Raw genomic sequence first — 17,987 nt, 5'->3', positions numbered from 1 at the left:
ATGAGACGGTCTCGGTTGGCACCGTGCTCGGCTACATCGGCGACGGCTCCGGCGCCGCTGCTCCGGCCGAGACCCCGGCTAAGGAGCCCGCTGCAGAGCCCGAGGCTCCGGCCCCGGCTCCCGAGGAGCCTGCTGCCCCGGCGGCGTCGGGCTCGGGCGTTGAGGTGAAGATGCCCGCGCTCGGCGAATCCGTTGACGAGGGCACCGTCACCACCTGGCTTAAGCAGGTAGGCGACGAGGTGGAGGAAGACGAGCCGATCGTCGAGGTCTCCACCGACAAGGTCGACACCGAAGTCCCGGCCCCGGCGTCGGGCATCCTCACGCAGATCAAGGTCTCCGAAGATGAGACGGTCTCGGTTGGCACCGTGCTCGCCGTCATCGGTGGCGAGGCCCCGGCTGCCCCGGCGCCGGCTGCCCCGAAGGAAGAGCCGAAGGCCGAGCCGGCTCCGGCTCCGGCTCCCAAGGCTGAGCCCGCACCTGCGCCTGCTCCGGCCCAGCCTAAGCCCACTGAGCCCAAGCCCGCCCCTGCGGCTCCGGCACCGGCCGATGGCAAATCGGCCTACGTGACCCCAATCGTGCGCAAGCTCGCCAAGGACCTCGGCGTGGACCTGGCCACGGTCTCCGGCACGGGCGTGGGCGGTCGCATCCGCCGCCAGGATGTCGAGGCCGCCGCTGAGGCCGCCAAGGTCGCGCAGGCCGCTCCGGCACCCGCAGCTCCGGCCGCTCCGGCTGCCCCGGCGGGCGGGATCAAGACTCAGATCGCGCAGAAGGCGAAAGAGGCCGCAACCCTGCGTGGCACCCGCCAGAAGATGACGGGCGTGCGCAAGGCGATCGCCAAGCACATGATCGACTCGCTGGCCACCTCGGCCCAGCTGACCACGGTCATGGAGGTCGATGTCACGCGGATCGTCAAGCTTCGCGCCCAGGCGAAGGCCACCTTCCAGGCGCGCGAGGGCGTGAACCTCACCTACCTGCCGTTCTTCGTGCAGGCGGCCACGGAGGCGCTCAAGGCCCACCCGATCATCAACTCCTCGGTGGAGGACAACGAGATCGTCTACCACGACGTGGAGCACGTGGGCATCGCTGTTGACACCGAGCGCGGCCTGTTCGTCCCCGTGATCAAGAAAGCTGGCGACCTCAACATCGCCGGCATCGCCAAGCAGATCGCAGACCTGGCCGCCCGCACGCGCGACGGCAAGATCAAGGCCGACGAGCTGGCGGGTTCCACCTTCACGATCACGAATACCGGCTCCGCTGGCGCCGCGTTCGACACGCCGATCATCAACCAGCCCAACGTGGCCATCATGGGCACAGGCGCGATCTTCAAGGCGCCGGGCGTGGTCAAGGATCAGGACGGCAACGAGGTTATCGCGATTCGCTCGAAGTGCTTCCTGTCCATCTCCTACGATCACCGCATCATCGACGGCGCTGCCGCCTCGCGCTTCCTGCGTGATGTGAAGTTCCGCCTCGAAGAGGGTGACTTCCCCGAGGTCCTCTAAGTCCTCAGCAAGGGGCCCGGCGCGAGCCGGGCCCCTTTTCTTCCCCTGAACCCACGAGCTTTTAGCCCGATTCCATCAGGCACGGCCGCACCCGGTAGATCTTGGCGTTCCGAATGGCCCACCGCCGGCAGATGCGCTGGCTTTCGTTGGCCGAGTCCGACCCTTCGATGTGTGCCCCGCTTTGGTAGGAGATCACTTCGAGGACGGGACCGTCCGAGGCGCGCATGTTCACCGAAATCACCTCGGTCACCACGGCCTCCACTCGCACGCCGTTGTCTTCCATCCAGGCCTTGAGCTGTTCGTCTTCGGCCCTGGCGGGCGAGCCGTCGACTGTCAGGGCCCACAGCACCTCCCAGTCCTCGCCGACGATCGCGGCGTTTCGCGCGTCGACCATCGCTTGGGCGTACGCCTTCCAGTCCGTCCGATCCGGAGATAGCCCCACCCCGAATCCGACCACGACCGCGAACGCGATCAGCCATATCCTCCACCGCGGCTCGTTCTTCATGCCTCAAGCAGACCACAACCGTCGCCACCCATGATGGCCTTTTCCACAGGCGGTGATGGGCCACCTCGGCACCGCGCTGTCTACAATGGCCGGGTGAGTACGAATTCTTTTGGTGGTTATCGCGATCTTCCCTCGCTGGTGGGCGGGCCCCACTTGGTGGTGTCGTTTTTTGGCCGCCTTCCCACCTCCATGATCATCATCGGCGTGTTGACCCTCATCGTGGCCGAGACCGGCTCGGTGGAGGTCGCCGCCTACTGCTCGGCGTCCCTTGCGATCGCGAACGGGTTGGGCAACATCATCATCGGCCGCCTCACGGACCATTTCGGGCAGCGCAACCCGCTCTTGGTGTTCGCCCCGCTTAACATCGTGGCCCTGTTGTTGCTCGTCTGGTTCGCGCCCCGCGAGCCGGCCACCGCGGCACTTATGGCGATGTCGGCCTTCATCGGGATCACCACCTCCCCCATCGGCCCACTCTCGCGCGTGCGCTGGTACCCGATCGCAAGCCCGGCCCAGCTGCCCGCCGCGATGTCGTGGGAGACGGTCAACGATGAGCTGATCTTCGTGCTCGGCCCCGCCGCCGTGGGCATCCTCGCGGCCGCTGTCTCCCCCAGCCTTCCGCTGCTCGTAGCCGCCGGCCTTGTGCTCACCTGCGTTTTCCCGTTCGCGCTCTCGCGTCACGCCCGCGGCCCGGCCGTGTTCGACGACGACGAACCGCGCCCCTCCTTCCTCGCGGTCATGAACCGGGTCCGCACACCGCTTGCCGCCATGTTCTTCATGGGCATGTTTTTCGGCGCAATGCAGACCACGGTGACGGCCTTTGCCGAGACGCGCGGCCTGTCGGGCCTGGGTGGCCTCATCTACGCGGCCCTTGGCCTTTCGGCGGCGGTCACAGCCCTCATGGCGGTGGCGCTGCCCGAGCGCCTGAGTTACAACCGCCGCATCCTCCTGGCCGGAAGCGGGCTTCTGCTCGGCGCCGCGGCCTGCATGATTGCCACCGGCGGCGTCGCCCTGTCCCTCCTACTGCTCGTGGCCGGAGTCTTCATAGGCCCGCTCGGCGTGTCCATCTTTACCCTGGCCGGCAAGTGGGCCCCGCGCGGCGGCGACGGCGTGGCCAATACCGCCATCGTCTCCGCCAACGTCCTCGGCGTGGCGAGTGCCTCGGCGATCGTGGGGCGCTTCGTGGATTCCAACGTCGCCGTGGGATTCCTCGCCGCAGCAGTGTGTGCCGGTTTGATTACGCTCGTCTCGGCCACCCTGGGGCGCAAGGACGAACGGGCGCTTGGCTGAGGCATCTTTGAGCACGGCCGTGCAATCTACTAAACTCTTGATGAAACCGAACAAGGAAGTGCGATGACCAAGAAGAACAAGCCCAAGAAGAAGCGCTGGTGGAGTTACGTCGCCGATGCGTACCGGGTGGCGAAGAAGACGTACCCGTGGACTGCCTGGGCGTTGCTCGCCGGCTTCGTGGTCGGCGTCGTTCTTGGCCTGCTGGGCGGACTTGCCACCAGGTTCTGGTGGGTGTGGGTCCCGCTCTCAATCTTCATGGGCGTGGTCCTCGCACTGTTGGTGCTGACGCAACTGGTGCGCCGTGCGTCGTACGCGCAGATTGACGGCATGCCCGGTGCCTCCGCCGCGGTGCTTGGCCAGATCAAGCGAGGCTGGGTGATCGAGCAGGAGCCGGTGCGTTTTAACGCCCGCACGCAGGACATGCTGTTCCGTGCGATTGGCCGCCCCGGCATCGTCCTCATCTCCGAGGGCCCGGCCGACCGGGTGGATCGCCTCATCCAGGATGAGAAGAAGGCAATCAAGCGCGTGGCCCCCTCGGTGCCCGTTGAGGTGATCAAGGTGGGCAATGGCGCTGGCCAGGTGCCGATTGCGAAGCTGGAGCGCCACCTGAAGAAGCTGCCGAAGAAGATCTCCCACCAGGAGGTCGCGGCGGTCACGGCCCGCATGAAGGCGATCCAGACCAACGCACTGCCGATCCCGAAGGGGATTGACCCGTTCAACGCCCGCCCGGACAGGCGAGCGATGCGCGGACGCTAAGCAAAGGGGCGCGGCCACGATGTGGCACCGCCCCTTTTGTCTTGCCCTCACCCCGTACAATGGCGGTCGGATCCGTCTTTTCCGTTAGGAGTACCACGTGTTTTCAAGTGTTGATGAGGCCAAGGATTACCTTGCCAAGGAGGGGGTCGAGTTCGTCGACATCCGTTTCTGCGACCTTCCCGGAGTGATGCAGCACTTCGCCATCCCCATCGGCACCTTTGACGACGACGCCCTGCGCGATGGCCTCATGTTCGACGGCTCCTCCATCCGCGGCTTTACCGAGATCCACGAGTCGGATATGAAGCTCATCCCGGATCTTGGTACGGCCTACATTGATCCGTTCCGCGCGCGTAAGACGCTGGTGATGAACTTCTTCGTGGTCGACCCGTTCACGGGCGAGCCCTACTCGCGCGACCCGCGCACGATCGCCCGCCGTGCCGAGGACTACCTGCGCGCCTCCGGAATCGCCGACACGGTCTATTTTGGCGCCGAACCCGAGTTCTATGTTTTCGACGACGTCCGATTCGACGACTCGCCCAACAAGGCGGGCTACCCCCTCGACGCCCGTGGCGCGTGGTGGAACACTGGCACAGAAGAGCGGCCAAACCTGGGCTACAAGACCCGGATCAAGGGCGGCTACTTCCCCGTCTCCCCCAACGATCAGGAGGCGGACCTGCGCGATGAGATGACGCGCCTGTGCCAGGAGGTGGGTTTGAGGATCGAGCGCGAGCACCACGAGTGCGGGACCGGCCAGCAGGAGATCAACTACAGGTTCGACACGCTGCTCGCCGCCGGGGATGACCTCATGAAGTTCAAGTACGTCATCAAGAACGCCGCCTTTGCCGCGGGCAAGACGGCGACCTTCATGCCCAAGCCTCTCTTCGGAGACGCGGGTTCGGGCATGCACTGCCACCAGTCGCTGTGGAAGGACGGCGTGCCGCTCTTCCATGACGAGCGCGGGTATGGTGGCCTGTCAGACCTGGCGCGCTGGTACATTGGCGGCCTGCTCGCCCACGCGCCGTCCCTGCTCGCCTTCACCAACCCCTCGATCAATTCCTTCCACCGGCTGGTACCGGGATTCGAGGCCCCGGTCAACCTCGTCTACTCGGCGCGCAATCGTTCGGCGTGTACGCGCATCCCGGTCACGGGCACGTCTGCGAAGGCCAAGCGCATCGAGTACCGCACCCCGGACGGCTCGTCGAACCCGTACCTGGCGTTCGCCGCCCAGCTCATGGCGGGCTTGGACGGTATCCGCAACCGGATCGAGCCCCCGGCGCCGATCGACAAGGACCTCTACGAGCTGCCGCCCGAGGAGCACGCGGAAATCGAACAGCTGCCCCAGTCGCTCCAGGACGCGTTGCGCGCCTTGGAAGAGGACCACGACTACCTTACCGAGGGCGGCGTGTTCGACGAGGACATCATCGACACCTGGATCCGCTACAAGCGGGAAAAGGAGATCGAGCCGCTGCGCCAGCGCCCGCACCCCTACGAGTTCGCGCTCTACTACGACTTCTAGGAGCTACTGCCCTGGCTCCTAGAAGGTCATGTGCATCCAGGAGTTGAGGGTGTAGCCCTCGTCGAGGCTGCCGGTGAGGCGGGCGATGCCCGTGTTGGTCAGCGGCACGAAGGCGTTGCGGTCGCGCTGGGCGTTGCGCGCGCGGGCGCCCACCCAGTAGGCAATGACTCCCCCGTGGGCGAAGGCGACCGCGCGTTCGTGCCCGGCGGCTTCGATGACCCGGACGGCGTCGTCGACCCGCTCGAGGACGCTACGCCCGGTCACGGCCGTGTCCTCGCCCATGGGCAGGTCGAGTTCGCCGTTGATCCAGCGAAAGATCGTGCTCGTGTAGCCGTCGTAGTCGTCCTCGGTGTCGCCGCCCTCATACGATCCGGCACCGATCTCGCGCAGGCCGTCGTGGACCTGGATGTCGAGCCCCAAGCGGGTGGCGAGCGGGGTAGCGGTTTGTTGCGTGCGCGTGAGGTTCGAGGCCCAAATCGCGCCTGGTTCGAGGGCGGCGAGCGTGGCGACGACGTCGTTGGCCTGGGTCCAACCCGCCTCGGTGAGCGCAGCGCCGGGTATGACCGTGTCGATCGTGTGCTTGGCGTTCATGTAGGTCTGACCGTGACGGACAAGAATGAGTTCCACAGTTACTCCTCGTAGACGATGCGTTCCACAACAGCTCGGGCCCGACGCGCGGCGCGCAGGTAGTCTTCCTCGATGGCGTGCAGCTCCCCCTCGCGCCCGAGCAGAGCGGCAGTGCGGGCCAGTTCGCGTGCCCCGTGCGGGAGCAGGTCCAGCTTGGCGCCACGCGTGCGCCCGGAGGCGAGCACGTTCGCGTCCCTCAGCGCCGAGGCAAACGACCAGGCCTCGATCAGCCTACCAGCGCCATCGGCGCTGATGAGGCCACTTTCGCTGGCCGCGTCAAGGGCGGAGAGCGTGCCGGTAGTGCGCAGCGCCGGGATGCGGCCCGCATGGCGCAGCTGGAGGATCTGGGCGGCCCACTCGACGTTGGCGAGCCCGCCCGGGCCGAGTTTCAAGTGCCGGGTCTTGTCCACGCCGCGCGGGATGCGCTCGGACTCCACGCGCGCCTTCATTCGCCGAATGTCACGCACCTCGGCGTCCGCCAACCCTGAGCTAGGGTAGCGCAGCGGGTTGATGAGTGAAATGAAGCGCGCCCCGACGCCGTCGCCGGCCACGAACCGCGCCCGCAGCAGGGCCTGGCGCTCCCAGGTCTGCACCCACTGATCGTAGTAGGCGCGGTAGGAGTCGAGCGAGCGGGCGAGCGGGCCATTCTTGCCCTCGGGGCGCAGATCGGCGTCGGCGGGGAAGCCCGGCTCGGGCGCGGGTGTGGAGAGCAGGGCGATGAGGTGGCGGGCCACTTCGTTCGCCGCCGCGCTCGCCTCCTGCTCGGCAAGCTCGGGGCCGTGGTCGAAGACGAACAGGAGGTCGGCGTCCGAGATGTAGCCCAGCTCCCCGCCTCCGAAGCGGCCCATGGCGATGACGGCGAACTGGAGCGAGTCGGGCGCGCTGGCCGCGATTCGCGCCCCACGCAGCGAGGCCTCCACCGCCACCTGGCCCGCGTCCGTGATCGCTTGGCGCGAGTCCGTGCCAAGGCGCAGCGTGTCAGCCATCGCGGTGCGCAAGAGTTCACGACGCCGGAGCGCCCGGCCCGCGATCGCGATCTCACGCGGGTCGGTGCGCCGGTTAAGCACGGAATCGAGTTGGGCGGTGAGCTCGGCCGGCCCGAGCGGGGCGAGCTCGTCGGCCTCCAGCCAGGCGATGGCCTCGGCCTGCGAGGGGAGCTCGTTGGCCACGTAGCGCGAGGTGGACAGTAGCCGTGCGAGGCGTTCGCCCACCACCTTCGAGTCGCGCAGGAGGCGCATGTACCAGGGGGTCGAGCCCAGCTTTTCTGACACGTCGCGGAAGGCGGCGAGCCCTCGGTCGGGTTCGGGGCCCTGCGTGAACCACTCGAGCATGACGGGCATGATGTGCCGGGCGATCGCGGCCGTGCGGTTGAAGCCGGAGGTGAGGGCGAGCGCGTTGGCGTAGGCCGAGCGCGGGTCACCGTAGCCGATCGCGGCCAGCCGCGCCTGGGCGGCCTCGGGCTCGAGGGCAGCGTTGTCGGCGGAAAGCTTGGCGGTGGCCGGCAGCATGGGCCGGTAGTAGATCTCCAGGTGCAGGGCCCGCACCTCTTTGCGCACGCGCGCCCACATCTCCCCCAGTTCCTCGGCGGTGTCGAGGCCGGGGATGCGGAGGGATCGGGCGATCCGGCGCAGGTCGGCGTCGGCGGTGGGTAGCACGTGCGAGCGGCGGATCCGGTGGAGCTGGACCCGGTGCTCGAGGGCACGCAGGAGCCGGTAGTCGGCGTCCATGGTGGCGGCGGCGGTGCGGCCGATGTAGCCAGCGTCCCGCAGGGCGGCGAGGGCCTCGAGGGTGGAGCGCTGGCGGACGGACGGGTCGGTGCGGCCGTGGACGAGTTGGAGGAGCTGGACGGTGAACTCGATATCGCGCAGGCCCCCGCGTCCCAGCTTGATCTGCCGCTCGGCGTCCTTCGCGGGAACCAGGCTCTCCACTCGGCGGCGCATCGCGCGCGTCTCCTCCACGAAGCCGTCCCGGCCCGCGGCGTTCCACACGAGTGGGGTGAGGGCTGCGACGTAGCGCTCCCCGAGCTCCCGGTCGCCGGCCACGGGCCGGGCCTTGAGCAGGGCCTGGAACTCCCAGTTTTCGGCCCACTTTTCGTAGTAGGCCACGTGAGAATCGAGGGTGCGCACGAGCGGGCCTGCCTTGCCCTCCGGGCGCAGTGCCGTGTCGATCTGCAAGATCGCGGGCGTGCGGCCCGGGGCGGCCACGGCGTGGGAGATGTATTCGGCGAGCTTGGTGGCGGCCGGGAGGTCGGCCTCGTCGTCGCCGGAACGGGAGCCTGCCACGTAAATCACGTCGACGTCGGAGATGTAGTTGACCTCGCGCCCGCCCGTCTTGCCCATGGCGATAATGGCCAGGGCGACGTCGTCCGCCTCGGGTCCGTAGACCGCGCGGCCCACGGCCAGTGCTGCCTCGAGCGCTCCACCCACGACGTCCGACAGCGCGCGGGCCACCGCCTCCACGTGATCGGGGGCCGGGCCGGCCGTGAGGTCGAGCGCCGCGATCTGGGTGAGTCGATACCAGTAGTGCAGGCGCAGCGCCTCGATCGCGCCGGCCTCCCCAAGCTCGGCCAGGTCGGCGCGCGGGGGTTCACCCGGCCCGGGAGAAAACGAGCGCACGGCCGCGAGCGCGGAGGCCCTCTCCCCTTCGAGCGTCGTGTCGAGCCCGGCTTCGGCGATCTTGGCGTCGGAGAGGATGTGGACGTTAGTGGGGTGGGAGATGAGGTGCTCGGTGAGGGTGGTGGACATGCCGAGGATGGCGAACAGGCGCGCGGGCGCCGCCTGGCAGGCGTCGGTCAGCGCGCGCCGAGCCTCGGGCCCGGCCTCTTGCGCGGCTTCGGTGAGGCGCAGATAGCCGAGGAGGGCCTGGTTGGGATCGGCGGTACCGGCGGCGTGGGCGAGCAACCAGTCGGCGTCCGTACCCGCGAGCGCGGGGCTTTCCAGCAGGCGCGCGGCGCGGTCGGGCGGGGAGAAGCCCGCCCTGCGAAGCTTAGCCGCCTCCCACATCAGTTCGACGTCATGAACGCACGCCGCTCAAACGGCGTGACCTGGTGGCGGTAGGCTTCCCACTCGTGGCGCTTGTTGCGCAGGAAGTAGGCGAACGCGTCTTCCCCGAGCGTGTCGGCCACGAGCTCGGACTCGCGCATCTCCTTCAGGGCATCCGATAACGACGCCGGCAGGGCGCGTAGCCCCATGGCGCGCCTTTCGAGGTCGGTCAGTTCGGAAACGTCCACATCGAGGTCCTCGGGCAGCTCGTAGTCGCCCTCGATGCCGGCCAGGCCCGCGTTGAGGATGACGGCGAAGGCGAGGTAGGGGTTCGCGGCCGAGTCGAGGGCGCGGTATTCGACGCGGGCCGATTCGGGGTCGCCCTGGTCGAGTGCCGGGATGCGCACGAGCGACGTGTGGGAGTTGCCCCAGGAGACGTAGTTTGGTGCCTCGTACCCGGCCCACAGCCGCTTGTAGGAGTTGACGTGCTGGTTGGTGATCGCGGTGATCTGTGGGGCGTGGCGGAGCAGGCCGGCCACGAATTTGCGCCCGGTGGGCGAAAGGTGGAAGGTGGCGAGCGGGTCGTAGAAAGCGTTCTTGTTGCCCTCGAAAAGGGAGAAGTGGGTGTGCATGGCCGAGCCGGCCGCGTCGATGAGCGGTTTGGGCATGAAGGAGGCCATCACGCCCTGGGAGATCGCCACCTGTTCCACTACCACGCGCAGGGTCATGATCTGGTCGGCCATGGTGAGGGCGTCGCTGCGGCGCAGGTCGATCTCGTTTTGTCCCGGGCCGATCTCGTGGTGGGAGAACTCCACCGTGATCCCCATGTCCTCCAAGGTCTTGACGGCACGCGAGCGGAAGGACTGCGCGATCGACCGCGTGACGTGGTCAAAGTAGGACCCGTTGTCGATGGGGACGGGGGCGGCGTGCTCGTCCGTCGTCGGGTGGAAAAGGTAGAATTCGCACTCGGGCTGGGCGTAGAACGAAAAGCCCATGTTCGCGGCGCGCTCGAGGGCACGCTCGAGCACCGCGCGTGGGTCGGAACGGGCCGGTTCGCCGTCGGGAGTGTAGATCGAACAGAACATGCGCGCCGAGGGCGAATCGTCCTCGCCCCAGGACAGGAGCTGGAAGGTGGACGGGTCTGGGCGCATCACCATGTCGGACTCGTGCCCGCGTGTGAGGCCCTGGACCGCCGAGCCGTCGAAGGAGATGCCGCCCTCGAACGCGGCCTCGAGCTCGGCGGGCGCGATCGCCACGGATTTGAGCGTGCCTGTGATGTCGGTAAACCACAGGCGAATGAAGCGCACGTCGTGGTCGTCAACCTCGCGCAAGACGTATTCGGATTGGGGATTCACCAGTTTTCCTTCCACTCGCGCTCAGCCGCGTCATAGCCATCCTCCGGCTCGGGGGCGTCCGCCTCCGCGTTGCGCTGCTCGGAGAGGAGGAGCGCGCTCTCCGCCTCCAGCCGCGTGGCGTAGGGGCCCATGCGCTCGGCAGCCGGGAACGACGGCGCCTCCGATTCGGCTACCTCGCCCGTTGCTACGTTAAACCAAAAAGCCATGCGTGCTCCCTCCCCCGGCGGCGGGATTTGAGCCCGCCTCACATAGGACTAAGCTTAATATTATGCAAGCAGATCGCGCTCCCCTAGGAACCCTCACGCCCGGCACCCTGTCGCCCATGCGGCACGTGCCCGAGTACATTGAGCGGCCCGAATACATGTTCCACGACGGCCCCGAAGTGGTCACCGCCCCCGAGATCAAGTCTGCCGAGACCATCGAGAAGATCCGCGCCGCCGGCACGATCGCCGCCGACGCCCTCTACCTCGCCGGCGCCGCCATCAAGCCCGGGATCACCACTGACGAGCTGGACGCCATCGCCCACGACTACATGGTCTCCCAGGGCGCCTACCCCTCCTGCCTGGGCTACATGGGCTTCCCCAAGTCAATCTGCACCTCGATCAACGAGGTCATCTGCCACGGCATCCCCGATTCACGCCCGCTCGAGGAGGGCGACATCATCAACCTCGATGTCACCGCCTACAAGGACGGCGTGCACGGGGATACGAACGCCATGTTCTACGTGGGCGAGGTGGACGAAGAATCGCGCCTCCTGTGCGAGCGCACCTACACCTCGATGATGCGCGGCATCAAGGCCGTCAAGCCCGGGCGGGAGATCAACGTGATCGGCCGCGTGATTGAGTCCTACGCCAAGCGCTTCGACTACGGCGTGGTGGAGGACTTCACCGGGCACGGCGTGGGCGAGGCCTTCCACTCCGGCCTCATCGTCCCCCACTACGACGCCGCCCCGCGCCACAACGAGGTGATCGAGCCGGGCATGGTTTTCACCATCGAACCCATGCTCACCCTTGGCCAGATCGACTGGTTCCAGTGGGACGACGACTGGACCGTCCTCACCAAGGACCGCGGGCGCAGCGCCCAGTTCGAGCACACGATCGTGGTGACCGAGACCGGCGCCGAGATCCTCACCCTGCCCTCCATGGGGCAAACCACCCCGGCGATCCCCGCCTAAGTCCCCGGCGCCGACGACGACGGGCGCCCCTACCTTCGGAGGAAAGAGATGAAGAAGAAGTTTCGCAAGGTCGCCATCGGAGTCGACGTGGGCGGATCGGGCATCAAGGGCGCGCCGGTTGACCTCAAGACCGGCCAGTTCATGGATAAGCGCGTGCGCATCCCCACGCCCGAAAACGCCGAGCCGGCCGAGATCGCCGCGATCATCGGCGAGATCGTGGCAAAGTTCAACCTGCCGGGCGAGGTCCCGGTGGGCCTGTCCTTCCCCGCTCCGATCGTGCGCGGGCAGATCCCCTTCATCGCCAACCTGTCGAAGAAGTGGGCGGGCACCTTCCCGGCCCGCCTCATTGCGGAGAATATCCAGCGCCCGGTGGCCGTGATGAACGACGCCGACGCTGCCGGTTACGCCGAGGTCCACTTTGGCGCCGCCCGGGGCAATAAGGGCACGGTCATCATTCTCACCCTCGGCACCGGCATTGGCTCGGCGCTCGTGTCCCAGGGCACTCTGGTGCCCAACACCGAGTTCGGCCACCTTCTCCTGCCCAACGGCATGGAGGCCGAGCACTTCGCCTCCTCCGCGGTCTACGAGCGTGAGGGGCTGAGCTTCGAGGAGTGGGGCGCGCGGCTCAACACGGTGTTTGGCCACTACGAGATGCTCTTCTCCCCCGACCTTTTCATTGTGGGCGGCGGCATCTCCAAGAAGCACGCCGAGTTCCTCCACCACATCACCACGAACGCGCCGATCGTCCCCGCCGACCTGCTCAACACGGCCGGCATCGTCGGCGCGGCGCTCTTCGCCAAGCAGGAGCTCGGCGAAGACTAGGCTCGCGGCTGGAAGCCGAACGACGGCGTCGTGAAGGCTACGGCTAAGAGTGTGGCCCGCCGGAGCGGGCCACACGTGCAGCTGGCCTATACGCCGGGTTCTGTGCCAAAAGGCGGCGGCCATCTATCTAGGCCCATCGTTGCCGGTGGGCTCAAGCAACCAACCCGCGCGCGAGCGGGATCTCACAGCGCGCTGCTCGGTCTTGCTCCCGGTGGGGTTTACCCTGCCGTCCCAGTCACCTGAAACGCGGTGAGCTCTTACCTCACCCTTTCACCCTTACCGCCCGTGGGCGGCGGTTTGCTTTCTGTGGCACTAGCCTGCGGATCACTCCGAGTGGACGTTATCCACCACCGTTTCCCGTGGAGCCCGGACGTTCCTCGGGGGCATGCGCCCACGCGGCCGCCCGGCCAACTGCGCTTTGGATTATACCGCCGGGCGGGTTATACATGAAACATGCTCATTGCCCTGCCTCCGTCTGCCGGGAAGACGACGCCGGCCACCGGCCCCGCCCTCGACCTCGCCTCGCTCACCGCGCCGCAGCTCAACCCCGTGCGCGAGCGTGTGATCGACGCGTTGCAACGGGTGTCGGGGGCGCCGGATGCACTCAGCGTGCTCAAAGTGGGCGCCTCGCTCGAGCCGGAGATTCGGGCGCAGATCGACTTCTACAGACGCCCGTGCGCGCCGGCGTGGCAGGTGTACACCGGGGTGCTGTACGCGGCGGCAGGCTTCGATACGCTCACCGACGCCGAACGGGAGCGCAGCGCACGGATGGTGCGCATCTTTTCCGGCGCGTTCGGGGTGCTCAGCCCCGAGGATCTCATCCCCGCCTACCGGCTGTCGATGAACACGAAGCTGCCCGACTTCTCGGTGCAGGCGCTGTGGCGGCAGGCATTGCGCGAGCAGGCGGTGCTGCCGGAGGACGAGCTGGTGGTTGACGCGCGATCGGGCGAGTACATGGTGTGGTCGCCCGCGCCAGAGCGCCACGTGACGGTCGGGGCCGTGCGGCTGAGGAACGGAAAACGCTCGGTCGTCTCACACTGGGCCAAGCACTACCGCGGGTTGCTCGCCGGGTACCTTGTGCGCGAGGCCAACGCTCCCAGCACGCCTCTGGAGCTGGCCGAATTCGCCCAGGTGCTCGTGCAGGACGGGCACGTGAGCGGGGTCGAGCTCACCCCGGCCGGGCGCGGGCCAGCCAAGCTCACGCTCGTCACCGAGGAGTAGTGCGAGGCCGTCGGGACGCGGCTAGGCGTCAAGCAGGACGACGATGCACTGGTAGTCGTCGGAGATGTGGATCTGGTCGGGGTCGGAGTTCTTGATCTGGTTGACCTCGATCGGTGAAATCTGCACGCCGCCCGAGGTCTCGCCGTTGCGGTGCAGGGCGATGACGGTCAGCCCGCCGCTGCGCTGGGCACGCTCGTAGGCGTCCTTGAGCTCGGCGGCCAGCGGCTCATAAAGAGCGTCGCGCTCCCGGCGCACGTCCGCAGCGTCCCGCTCAAGCATCGCGATAGCGTCCTCCAGCGCGGCGCGCCCGGTGACGATCCGCTCGTTCAACACCGCCTGCTGGGCCTCGATGTCGGCGATCGCCGACTCCGCCGCCTCCACCCGCTCCAAGGCCACGAACTCCGCATCGCTGGCCTCGTCCAGGAAGGCCTGATTGGCATTGATCTCGCTTTCGAGGGTAAGCAGTTGGCGCGAGTCCATGCCCGTGCCCGCGTTCAGCCGGCCCTGCTTCTCGGCGACGATGCCGGCGAGCTCGCGCGTGCGGCGCTCGGCCTCCTCCAGCTGGGCCTGCGCGGTGTCGAGTTCGGCCCGCGCCTCCATGAGCTCCCGGCCCTTGGCCGCCACGAGGTTCATCTGCTCGCCGACCTCCGCGCGTAGCGGGTGGCGCTCCCCCTCGGCCTTGAGGCGGGCAAGCTGGGCGTCGAGCTGGGCGACGTCGAGCAATTGGAGCTGGTCGGAGCGGGGTGCGCGTGCCATCAGAGCCTCTCAATCCAAGGGTCGGTGATGAGGGTGGAAATGTAGGTGTCGACGCCGGCCGCGGCCACGGCGTCGCGCATCTTGGGCAGCACCGGCCACTCGCTGGCGAAATGCGTGGCGCCGATGAGGGCGCAGCCGCCGGCCCAGAGGTGGTCGGTGGCGGGGTGGTGGCGTAGGTCGGCGGTGATGTAGACGTCCGCGCCCGCTCGGTTCGCCGCCGAAAGGAAGGAATCGCCCGAGCCCGGAGAAACCGCCACGGTCTTGACGATCCGCTCGGGATCTCCCCCGATCGTGATGCCCGCCGGGGTCTCGGGTAGGAGCACCTGGAGGCGGAGAGCCAGTTCGCGCACGCTCATCGTCAGCTCGAGCTCGCCCACGCGGCCCAGGCCCAGCTCCGGGTGTTCGGCATTCGGCTCGATCGGGCGGGTATCGCACAGCCCGAGGAGCTCGGCCAGCGCCACGGCCGAGCCGTTGGCCGCCGAGTCGGCGTTCGTGTGAGCGGCGAAGAGGGCCACGCCGTTGCGGATGAGCTTGTGCACCCAGGCACCCTTCGCGGTGTCCGTCGCCACCGACGACGTCCCGCGCAGGTAGAGCGGGTGATGCGTGATGAGCATCTGGGCCCCGCGCTCAATCGCCTCGTCCACCACCGCACCGCACGGGTCCACCGCGAAGCCCACCTTCGTGACCTCGTCTGCCGGGTCTCCCACCACGAGCCCCACACGATCCCAGTCCTCTGCGAGGGCGGGCGGGAAGTGCTCGTTCATCACGGATACGATGTCCATCACAGTGCTCATGAGTTCAACACTACCGGAGCAAGGTTTAGGCTGGAGCCGTGAATGTCATACTCGTTGGACTCGGCGGCGCGATCGGCGCGGCCCTCAGGTTTTTCCTCTCCAACGGGGCCACCTACCCCGTGCTCGTCATCCTCGCCATCAACGTGGCCGGCGCCTTTGCGTTAGGCGTGGTCTCCTCGATGGTGAGCGGGCAGGCCCGGCTCTTCGTGGGCACCGGGATGCTCGGCGGCTTCACCACCTACAGCGCACTGGCCGTGGATACAGTCGAACTCTTGCAGGACAACGCTGCCTGGGGGCTGGCCTATGCCGTAGGCTCCGTGGTGCTCGGCGTCGGCGCCGCCTGGCTGGGGCTTAAGGCCGGTCGGGTTGGCGCTGAGCGTCGAACCACGAGCCACACGTCTGAGGCGGGGTGAGCAATGATCTTCGCCGTCGCGCTCGGGGGTGGGATCGGTGCCGGCGCCCGCTACCTCATCGACAAGGCGCTCCCCCACCCGTGGGGAACCGTGACCGTCAACTTTGTCGGCTCCTTCCTCTTGGGCTTGCTCGCTTCCCTCTTCGTGCGGGAAGACGCGCTGGCTGGTTCCGCCACCTGGTACGCGATGCTCGGCGCCGGCTTTTGCGGCGGGCTGACCACGTTCTCCACCGCCTCCATCAACGCGCTCCAGGTCAGCGACGAACAGGGGCACGGCAGGTCGGCCGCCTTTGTGTTCGGGATGCTCGCGGGGGCGATTGCGCTTGCCGCGCTCGGGATGCTGGTTGGCGCGCGGTTACTCCCGGGCCCAGGCACATCGCACTAAAGGAGCTCTTCCCACTTGAGGGTGTCGGGTTGGCGCCCTCCCATGCGCCTATAACCCGGCCCGCCGGCCCAAGGCCCACCCGGCACCAGCTACCCCCGACACAGCTCGTGAACCAGAGCCCGACCAGGTCCCTATAGCAATCGGTAGCCGGTATATTCACAAGTTCTGCCCACTGAAGTGTCCCGAGTTTTGTTCCTAGCATTTGCCCTGGTTTTCATTTCCTCTGATGTGCTGGCGCTGTGCCAGTAGTCGTTCTCATCCTCGACCGGGGTGCGGTAGTCAAGGGCTTGGTAGATCCGGGTCTGGTTCCACCATGACACCCACTCGAACGTGGCGATTTCTACCTCGATAACGTCATCGCACCTGCGGGTATGGATTAGCTCGTTCTTGTAAGAGCCGTTGATGTTTTCAGCCAGAGCATTGTCGTAGGACTCGCCGAGGCTTCCGGTGGAGCGGTAATACTGTGCTTGGTAAGTCGCTCGTTGTAGACAACGCTGACGTACTGCGACCCGTGATCCGAATGGCGAATGAGACCTGTTGTTTCCTTAGCACACACGATTGTCTGGTTAAGAGCTTGCAACGACAGTGCTTCGGTACGCATCAAATCTGATAACGCCCACCCAACGATCCGTCGGGAGTAAACGTCGGTGACAAACGCGGCACACACACAAGGCCATTCTTCATGCGCACACACGTAATGCCAGCCACCCACAGGCGGGGCAATAATGGACAACACTCAAGTCACCTGGACCTAAAAACCAAGGACACTCCACGTCGAATTGTGTCCGTATCTCGTCAACCATGTTGTCCTCCGGGCTCGGGTTCGGAACCTGTTGTAAAGCGCTGACATCACCTACGCTCATTTCTAGTGTGAGGCTTGACACACCCTTGGGGTTGTCTTAAGGTTTCTCGAACAATGTGCGACACATCGCCGGAATTATCCGAGAGAAGGTGTTGACTTTGAAAGCTATAATGACCACATTGGCTACAACAGGGCTGACAGTATCATTTTACGCTCCCCTCGCTGGTAACCTTGGGCATCCGAGACGACCTGCTGAAGGTGTGACACCCGTTAGCTCACTGACGTCGACACCTCAGGATGCCGATCCTGATGGCTTTCCTAGGTTCATCGGTGAAGGTCGTCCGATCCTACCGCAAAACTGTATAAGCAGAGTGTGCTTTGGTGACGGTGGTGTGAGCGCAGGACAGCGATTAGCCTTCGCTGTGCTTGGTAATCGAAGCTTCTCAGTCACTCGAGAGGCAACACGAAGAGCGGCCGAACGGAAGATTAACGTCGAAACGATAGCAAGGCACGGAACACTGAAGAAAACCAACAATGGTACTGCATATGTGCGTTATGGGGTCTGGGAAGCTCGATTGAGTCTTCACAATAGCACTATTATGACTGTGGTGATTTGGTGATGAATCGGCTGGATACTAGAACGCTTACAGCGTACTGCTGGGCAGATGGTAGTGGGTTTGGGTGGAAGGCCCCAGGAGAAGCTATATTTCCACAGACTGGCTATTTCGATGAGTCCCCTCTCCTCACGGTAGATGTTGATATCGAAGGCAAGATCATTGATGTTGGCTTTGCGCTTGATGCAACGAATGGGAGACTTGAGACTGATATCCAGTGCAGCATTGATCGCCATTGTGAGGACGAATGGATGATCTGGACGATTACTTTTTCGCAAGGAAGCCTTCTGATGTGCAATGAGGAGGAGACTTGGCGTGCAGTCGGAGAGTTGGCGGACACGCTCAGCGTTACCCTAACCCCTCACAATGAGATGCTTACTCTATCCGTTAAGTCTGGAAAGCTTAGCGCATAGCATTACCTCGACCTGGAGTCCTACCAGCCATAGTCGACGGGCATGGGGTGGGCCCCGGAAGAGCAGTT

General features: G+C 66.2%; 19 protein-coding genes and 1 other RNA gene. 10 read left to right on the top strand and 10 right to left on the bottom strand.

Annotation, left to right across the window (positions count from 1 at the left end; genetic code table 11):
* Nucleotides 1-1,499: 2-oxoglutarate dehydrogenase, E2 component, dihydrolipoamide succinyltransferase (sucB, locus tag HMPREF3167_RS01280; RefSeq protein WP_246825727.1), on the top strand; the 1,499-nt coding region annotated here is incomplete at its 5' end.
* Nucleotides 1,500-1,560: 61 nt separating this feature from the next.
* On the opposite strand, the gene HMPREF3167_RS01275 is transcribed toward sucB, so the two are convergent.
* Nucleotides 1,561-2,004: a hypothetical protein gene (locus HMPREF3167_RS01275; RefSeq protein ID WP_068538359.1), complete on the bottom strand. Its 444-nt coding sequence runs from the start codon at nt 2,002-2,004 to the stop codon at nt 1,561-1,563.
* Between the two features lie 93 nt (nt 2,005-2,097).
* Here HMPREF3167_RS01275 and HMPREF3167_RS01270 point away from each other — a divergent pair, with 93 nt between their 5' ends.
* From HMPREF3167_RS01270 to glnA, 3 genes are all read left to right on the top strand, one after another.
* Nucleotides 2,098-3,291, top strand: coding sequence for an MFS transporter (locus tag HMPREF3167_RS01270; protein ID WP_160326855.1), 1,194 nt, complete (start codon nt 2,098-2,100; stop codon nt 3,289-3,291).
* Between the two features lie 63 nt (nt 3,292-3,354).
* Nucleotides 3,355-4,047 carry a DUF4191 domain-containing protein gene (locus HMPREF3167_RS01265; RefSeq protein ID WP_062612281.1) on the top strand — a complete coding sequence of 231 codons (693 nt, stop codon included), beginning with the start codon at nt 3,355-3,357 and terminating at the stop codon, nt 4,045-4,047.
* A 97-nt stretch (nt 4,048-4,144) separates the two neighbouring features.
* Nucleotides 4,145-5,563, top strand: a complete 1,419-nt coding sequence (gene glnA / locus HMPREF3167_RS01260; protein WP_070445047.1) for a type I glutamate--ammonia ligase — start codon at nt 4,145-4,147, stop codon at nt 5,561-5,563.
* Between the two features lie 18 nt (nt 5,564-5,581).
* On the opposite strand, the gene HMPREF3167_RS01255 is transcribed toward glnA, so the two are convergent.
* The 4 genes from HMPREF3167_RS01255 to HMPREF3167_RS01240 are packed head-to-tail and all read right to left on the bottom strand — an operon-like array spanning nt 5,582 to nt 10,732.
* A complete protein-coding gene (locus HMPREF3167_RS01255) occupies nt 5,582-6,190 on the bottom strand; it encodes a histidine phosphatase family protein (protein WP_062612277.1) in 609 nt (202 codons plus the stop codon).
* 2 nt (nt 6,191-6,192) lie between these two features.
* Nucleotides 6,193-9,192: a bifunctional [glutamine synthetase] adenylyltransferase/[glutamine synthetase]-adenylyl-L-tyrosine phosphorylase gene (locus HMPREF3167_RS01250; RefSeq protein ID WP_070445044.1), complete on the bottom strand. Its 3,000-nt coding sequence runs from the start codon at nt 9,190-9,192 to the stop codon at nt 6,193-6,195.
* A complete protein-coding gene (locus tag HMPREF3167_RS01245; protein ID WP_062612273.1) occupies nt 9,192-10,526 on the bottom strand; it encodes a glutamine synthetase family protein in 1,335 nt (444 codons plus the stop codon). Before HMPREF3167_RS01245 ends, HMPREF3167_RS01250 begins: the two co-directional genes overlap by 1 nt.
* Nucleotides 10,523-10,732 (bottom strand): hypothetical protein, encoded by a 210-nt coding sequence (locus tag HMPREF3167_RS01240; protein WP_070445041.1) that lies wholly within the window; start codon nt 10,730-10,732, stop codon nt 10,523-10,525. Before HMPREF3167_RS01240 ends, HMPREF3167_RS01245 begins: the two co-directional genes overlap by 4 nt.
* Nucleotides 10,733-10,794: 62 nt before the next feature.
* Here HMPREF3167_RS01240 and map point away from each other — a divergent pair, with 62 nt between their 5' ends.
* Both map and ppgK read left to right on the top strand, forming a co-directional pair.
* Complete coding sequence (map, locus tag HMPREF3167_RS01235) at nt 10,795-11,700, top strand: type I methionyl aminopeptidase (protein ID WP_082661061.1); 906 nt, start codon at nt 10,795-10,797, stop codon at nt 11,698-11,700.
* Between the two features lie 48 nt (nt 11,701-11,748).
* Nucleotides 11,749-12,522 carry a polyphosphate--glucose phosphotransferase gene (ppgK, locus tag HMPREF3167_RS01230; RefSeq protein WP_070445039.1) on the top strand — a complete coding sequence of 258 codons (774 nt, stop codon included), beginning with the start codon at nt 11,749-11,751 and terminating at the stop codon, nt 12,520-12,522.
* A 73-nt stretch (nt 12,523-12,595) separates the two neighbouring features.
* Here the strand turns inward: ppgK and rnpB are convergent.
* Nucleotides 12,596-12,937, bottom strand: an RNA gene (rnpB, locus tag HMPREF3167_RS01225) — RNase P RNA component class A.
* A 38-nt stretch (nt 12,938-12,975) separates the two neighbouring features.
* Between rnpB and HMPREF3167_RS01220 the strand changes: the two genes are divergently transcribed.
* Nucleotides 12,976-13,743, top strand: coding sequence for a YaaA family protein (locus HMPREF3167_RS01220; protein ID WP_062612266.1), 768 nt, complete (start codon nt 12,976-12,978; stop codon nt 13,741-13,743).
* Between the two features lie 21 nt (nt 13,744-13,764).
* On the opposite strand, the gene HMPREF3167_RS01215 is transcribed toward HMPREF3167_RS01220, so the two are convergent.
* Both HMPREF3167_RS01215 and HMPREF3167_RS01210 read right to left on the bottom strand, forming a co-directional pair.
* A complete protein-coding gene (locus HMPREF3167_RS01215) occupies nt 13,765-14,499 on the bottom strand; it encodes a zinc ribbon domain-containing protein (RefSeq protein WP_062612264.1) in 735 nt (244 codons plus the stop codon).
* Entirely contained in the window at nt 14,499-15,293 is a 795-nt protein-coding gene (locus HMPREF3167_RS01210) for a Nif3-like dinuclear metal center hexameric protein (protein ID WP_062612262.1), read from the bottom strand. The genes HMPREF3167_RS01215 and HMPREF3167_RS01210 overlap by 1 nt, the downstream gene beginning before the upstream one ends.
* A 38-nt stretch (nt 15,294-15,331) precedes the next feature.
* Between HMPREF3167_RS01210 and HMPREF3167_RS01205 the strand changes: the two genes are divergently transcribed.
* Complete coding sequence (locus HMPREF3167_RS01205) at nt 15,332-15,706, top strand: fluoride efflux transporter FluC (protein ID WP_062612260.1); 375 nt, start codon at nt 15,332-15,334, stop codon at nt 15,704-15,706.
* A 3-nt stretch (nt 15,707-15,709) separates the two neighbouring features.
* On the top strand, nt 15,710-16,090 hold the full coding sequence (locus HMPREF3167_RS01200) for a fluoride efflux transporter FluC (protein WP_062612258.1): 381 nt from the start codon (nt 15,710-15,712) through the stop codon (nt 16,088-16,090).
* Between the two features lie 131 nt (nt 16,091-16,221).
* On the opposite strand, the gene HMPREF3167_RS10150 is transcribed toward HMPREF3167_RS01200, so the two are convergent.
* On the bottom strand, nt 16,222-16,467 hold the full coding sequence (locus HMPREF3167_RS10150; protein WP_371440120.1) for an IS3 family transposase: 246 nt from the start codon (nt 16,465-16,467) through the stop codon (nt 16,222-16,224).
* Nucleotides 16,467-16,757: a DDE-type integrase/transposase/recombinase gene (locus tag HMPREF3167_RS10145; protein ID WP_371440119.1), complete on the bottom strand. Its 291-nt coding sequence runs from the start codon at nt 16,755-16,757 to the stop codon at nt 16,467-16,469. Before HMPREF3167_RS10145 ends, HMPREF3167_RS10150 begins: the two co-directional genes overlap by 1 nt.
* A gap of 751 nt (nt 16,758-17,508) precedes the next feature.
* On the opposite strand from HMPREF3167_RS10145, the gene HMPREF3167_RS09570 reads away from it, so the two are divergent.
* Nucleotides 17,509-17,919, top strand: a complete 411-nt coding sequence (locus tag HMPREF3167_RS09570) for a hypothetical protein (RefSeq protein ID WP_168160816.1) — start codon at nt 17,509-17,511, stop codon at nt 17,917-17,919.
* Nucleotides 17,920-17,987 lie beyond the last annotated feature (68 nt).

It is taken from the genome of Trueperella sp. HMSC08B05 (assembly GCF_001808405.1).
Classification (GTDB): Bacteria; Actinomycetota; Actinomycetes; order Actinomycetales; family Actinomycetaceae; genus Trueperella; species Trueperella bernardiae.
This window is presented reverse-complemented; position numbering and strand designations above follow the sequence as displayed.

Coding starts and splice junctions, on each gene's coding strand:
- HMPREF3167_RS01275 (WP_068538359.1), bottom strand. CDS start 2,004: ATGAAGAACGAGCCGCGGTGGAGGATATGGCTGATCGCGTTCGCGGTC.
- HMPREF3167_RS01265 (WP_062612281.1), top strand. CDS start 3,355: ATGACCAAGAAGAACAAGCCCAAGAAGAAGCGCTGGTGGAGTTACGTC.
- HMPREF3167_RS01250 (WP_070445044.1), bottom strand. CDS start 9,192: ATGTGGGAGGCGGCTAAGCTTCGCAGGGCGGGCTTCTCCCCGCCCGAC.
- HMPREF3167_RS01240 (WP_070445041.1), bottom strand. CDS start 10,732: ATGGCTTTTTGGTTTAACGTAGCAACGGGCGAGGTAGCCGAATCGGAG.
- map (WP_082661061.1), top strand. CDS start 10,795: ATGCAAGCAGATCGCGCTCCCCTAGGAACCCTCACGCCCGGCACCCTG.
- ppgK (WP_070445039.1), top strand. CDS start 11,749: ATGAAGAAGAAGTTTCGCAAGGTCGCCATCGGAGTCGACGTGGGCGGA.
- HMPREF3167_RS01220 (WP_062612266.1), top strand. CDS start 12,976: ATGCTCATTGCCCTGCCTCCGTCTGCCGGGAAGACGACGCCGGCCACC.
- HMPREF3167_RS01215 (WP_062612264.1), bottom strand. CDS start 14,499: ATGGCACGCGCACCCCGCTCCGACCAGCTCCAATTGCTCGACGTCGCC.
- HMPREF3167_RS01210 (WP_062612262.1), bottom strand. CDS start 15,293: ATGAGCACTGTGATGGACATCGTATCCGTGATGAACGAGCACTTCCCG.
- HMPREF3167_RS01200 (WP_062612258.1), top strand. CDS start 15,710: ATGATCTTCGCCGTCGCGCTCGGGGGTGGGATCGGTGCCGGCGCCCGC.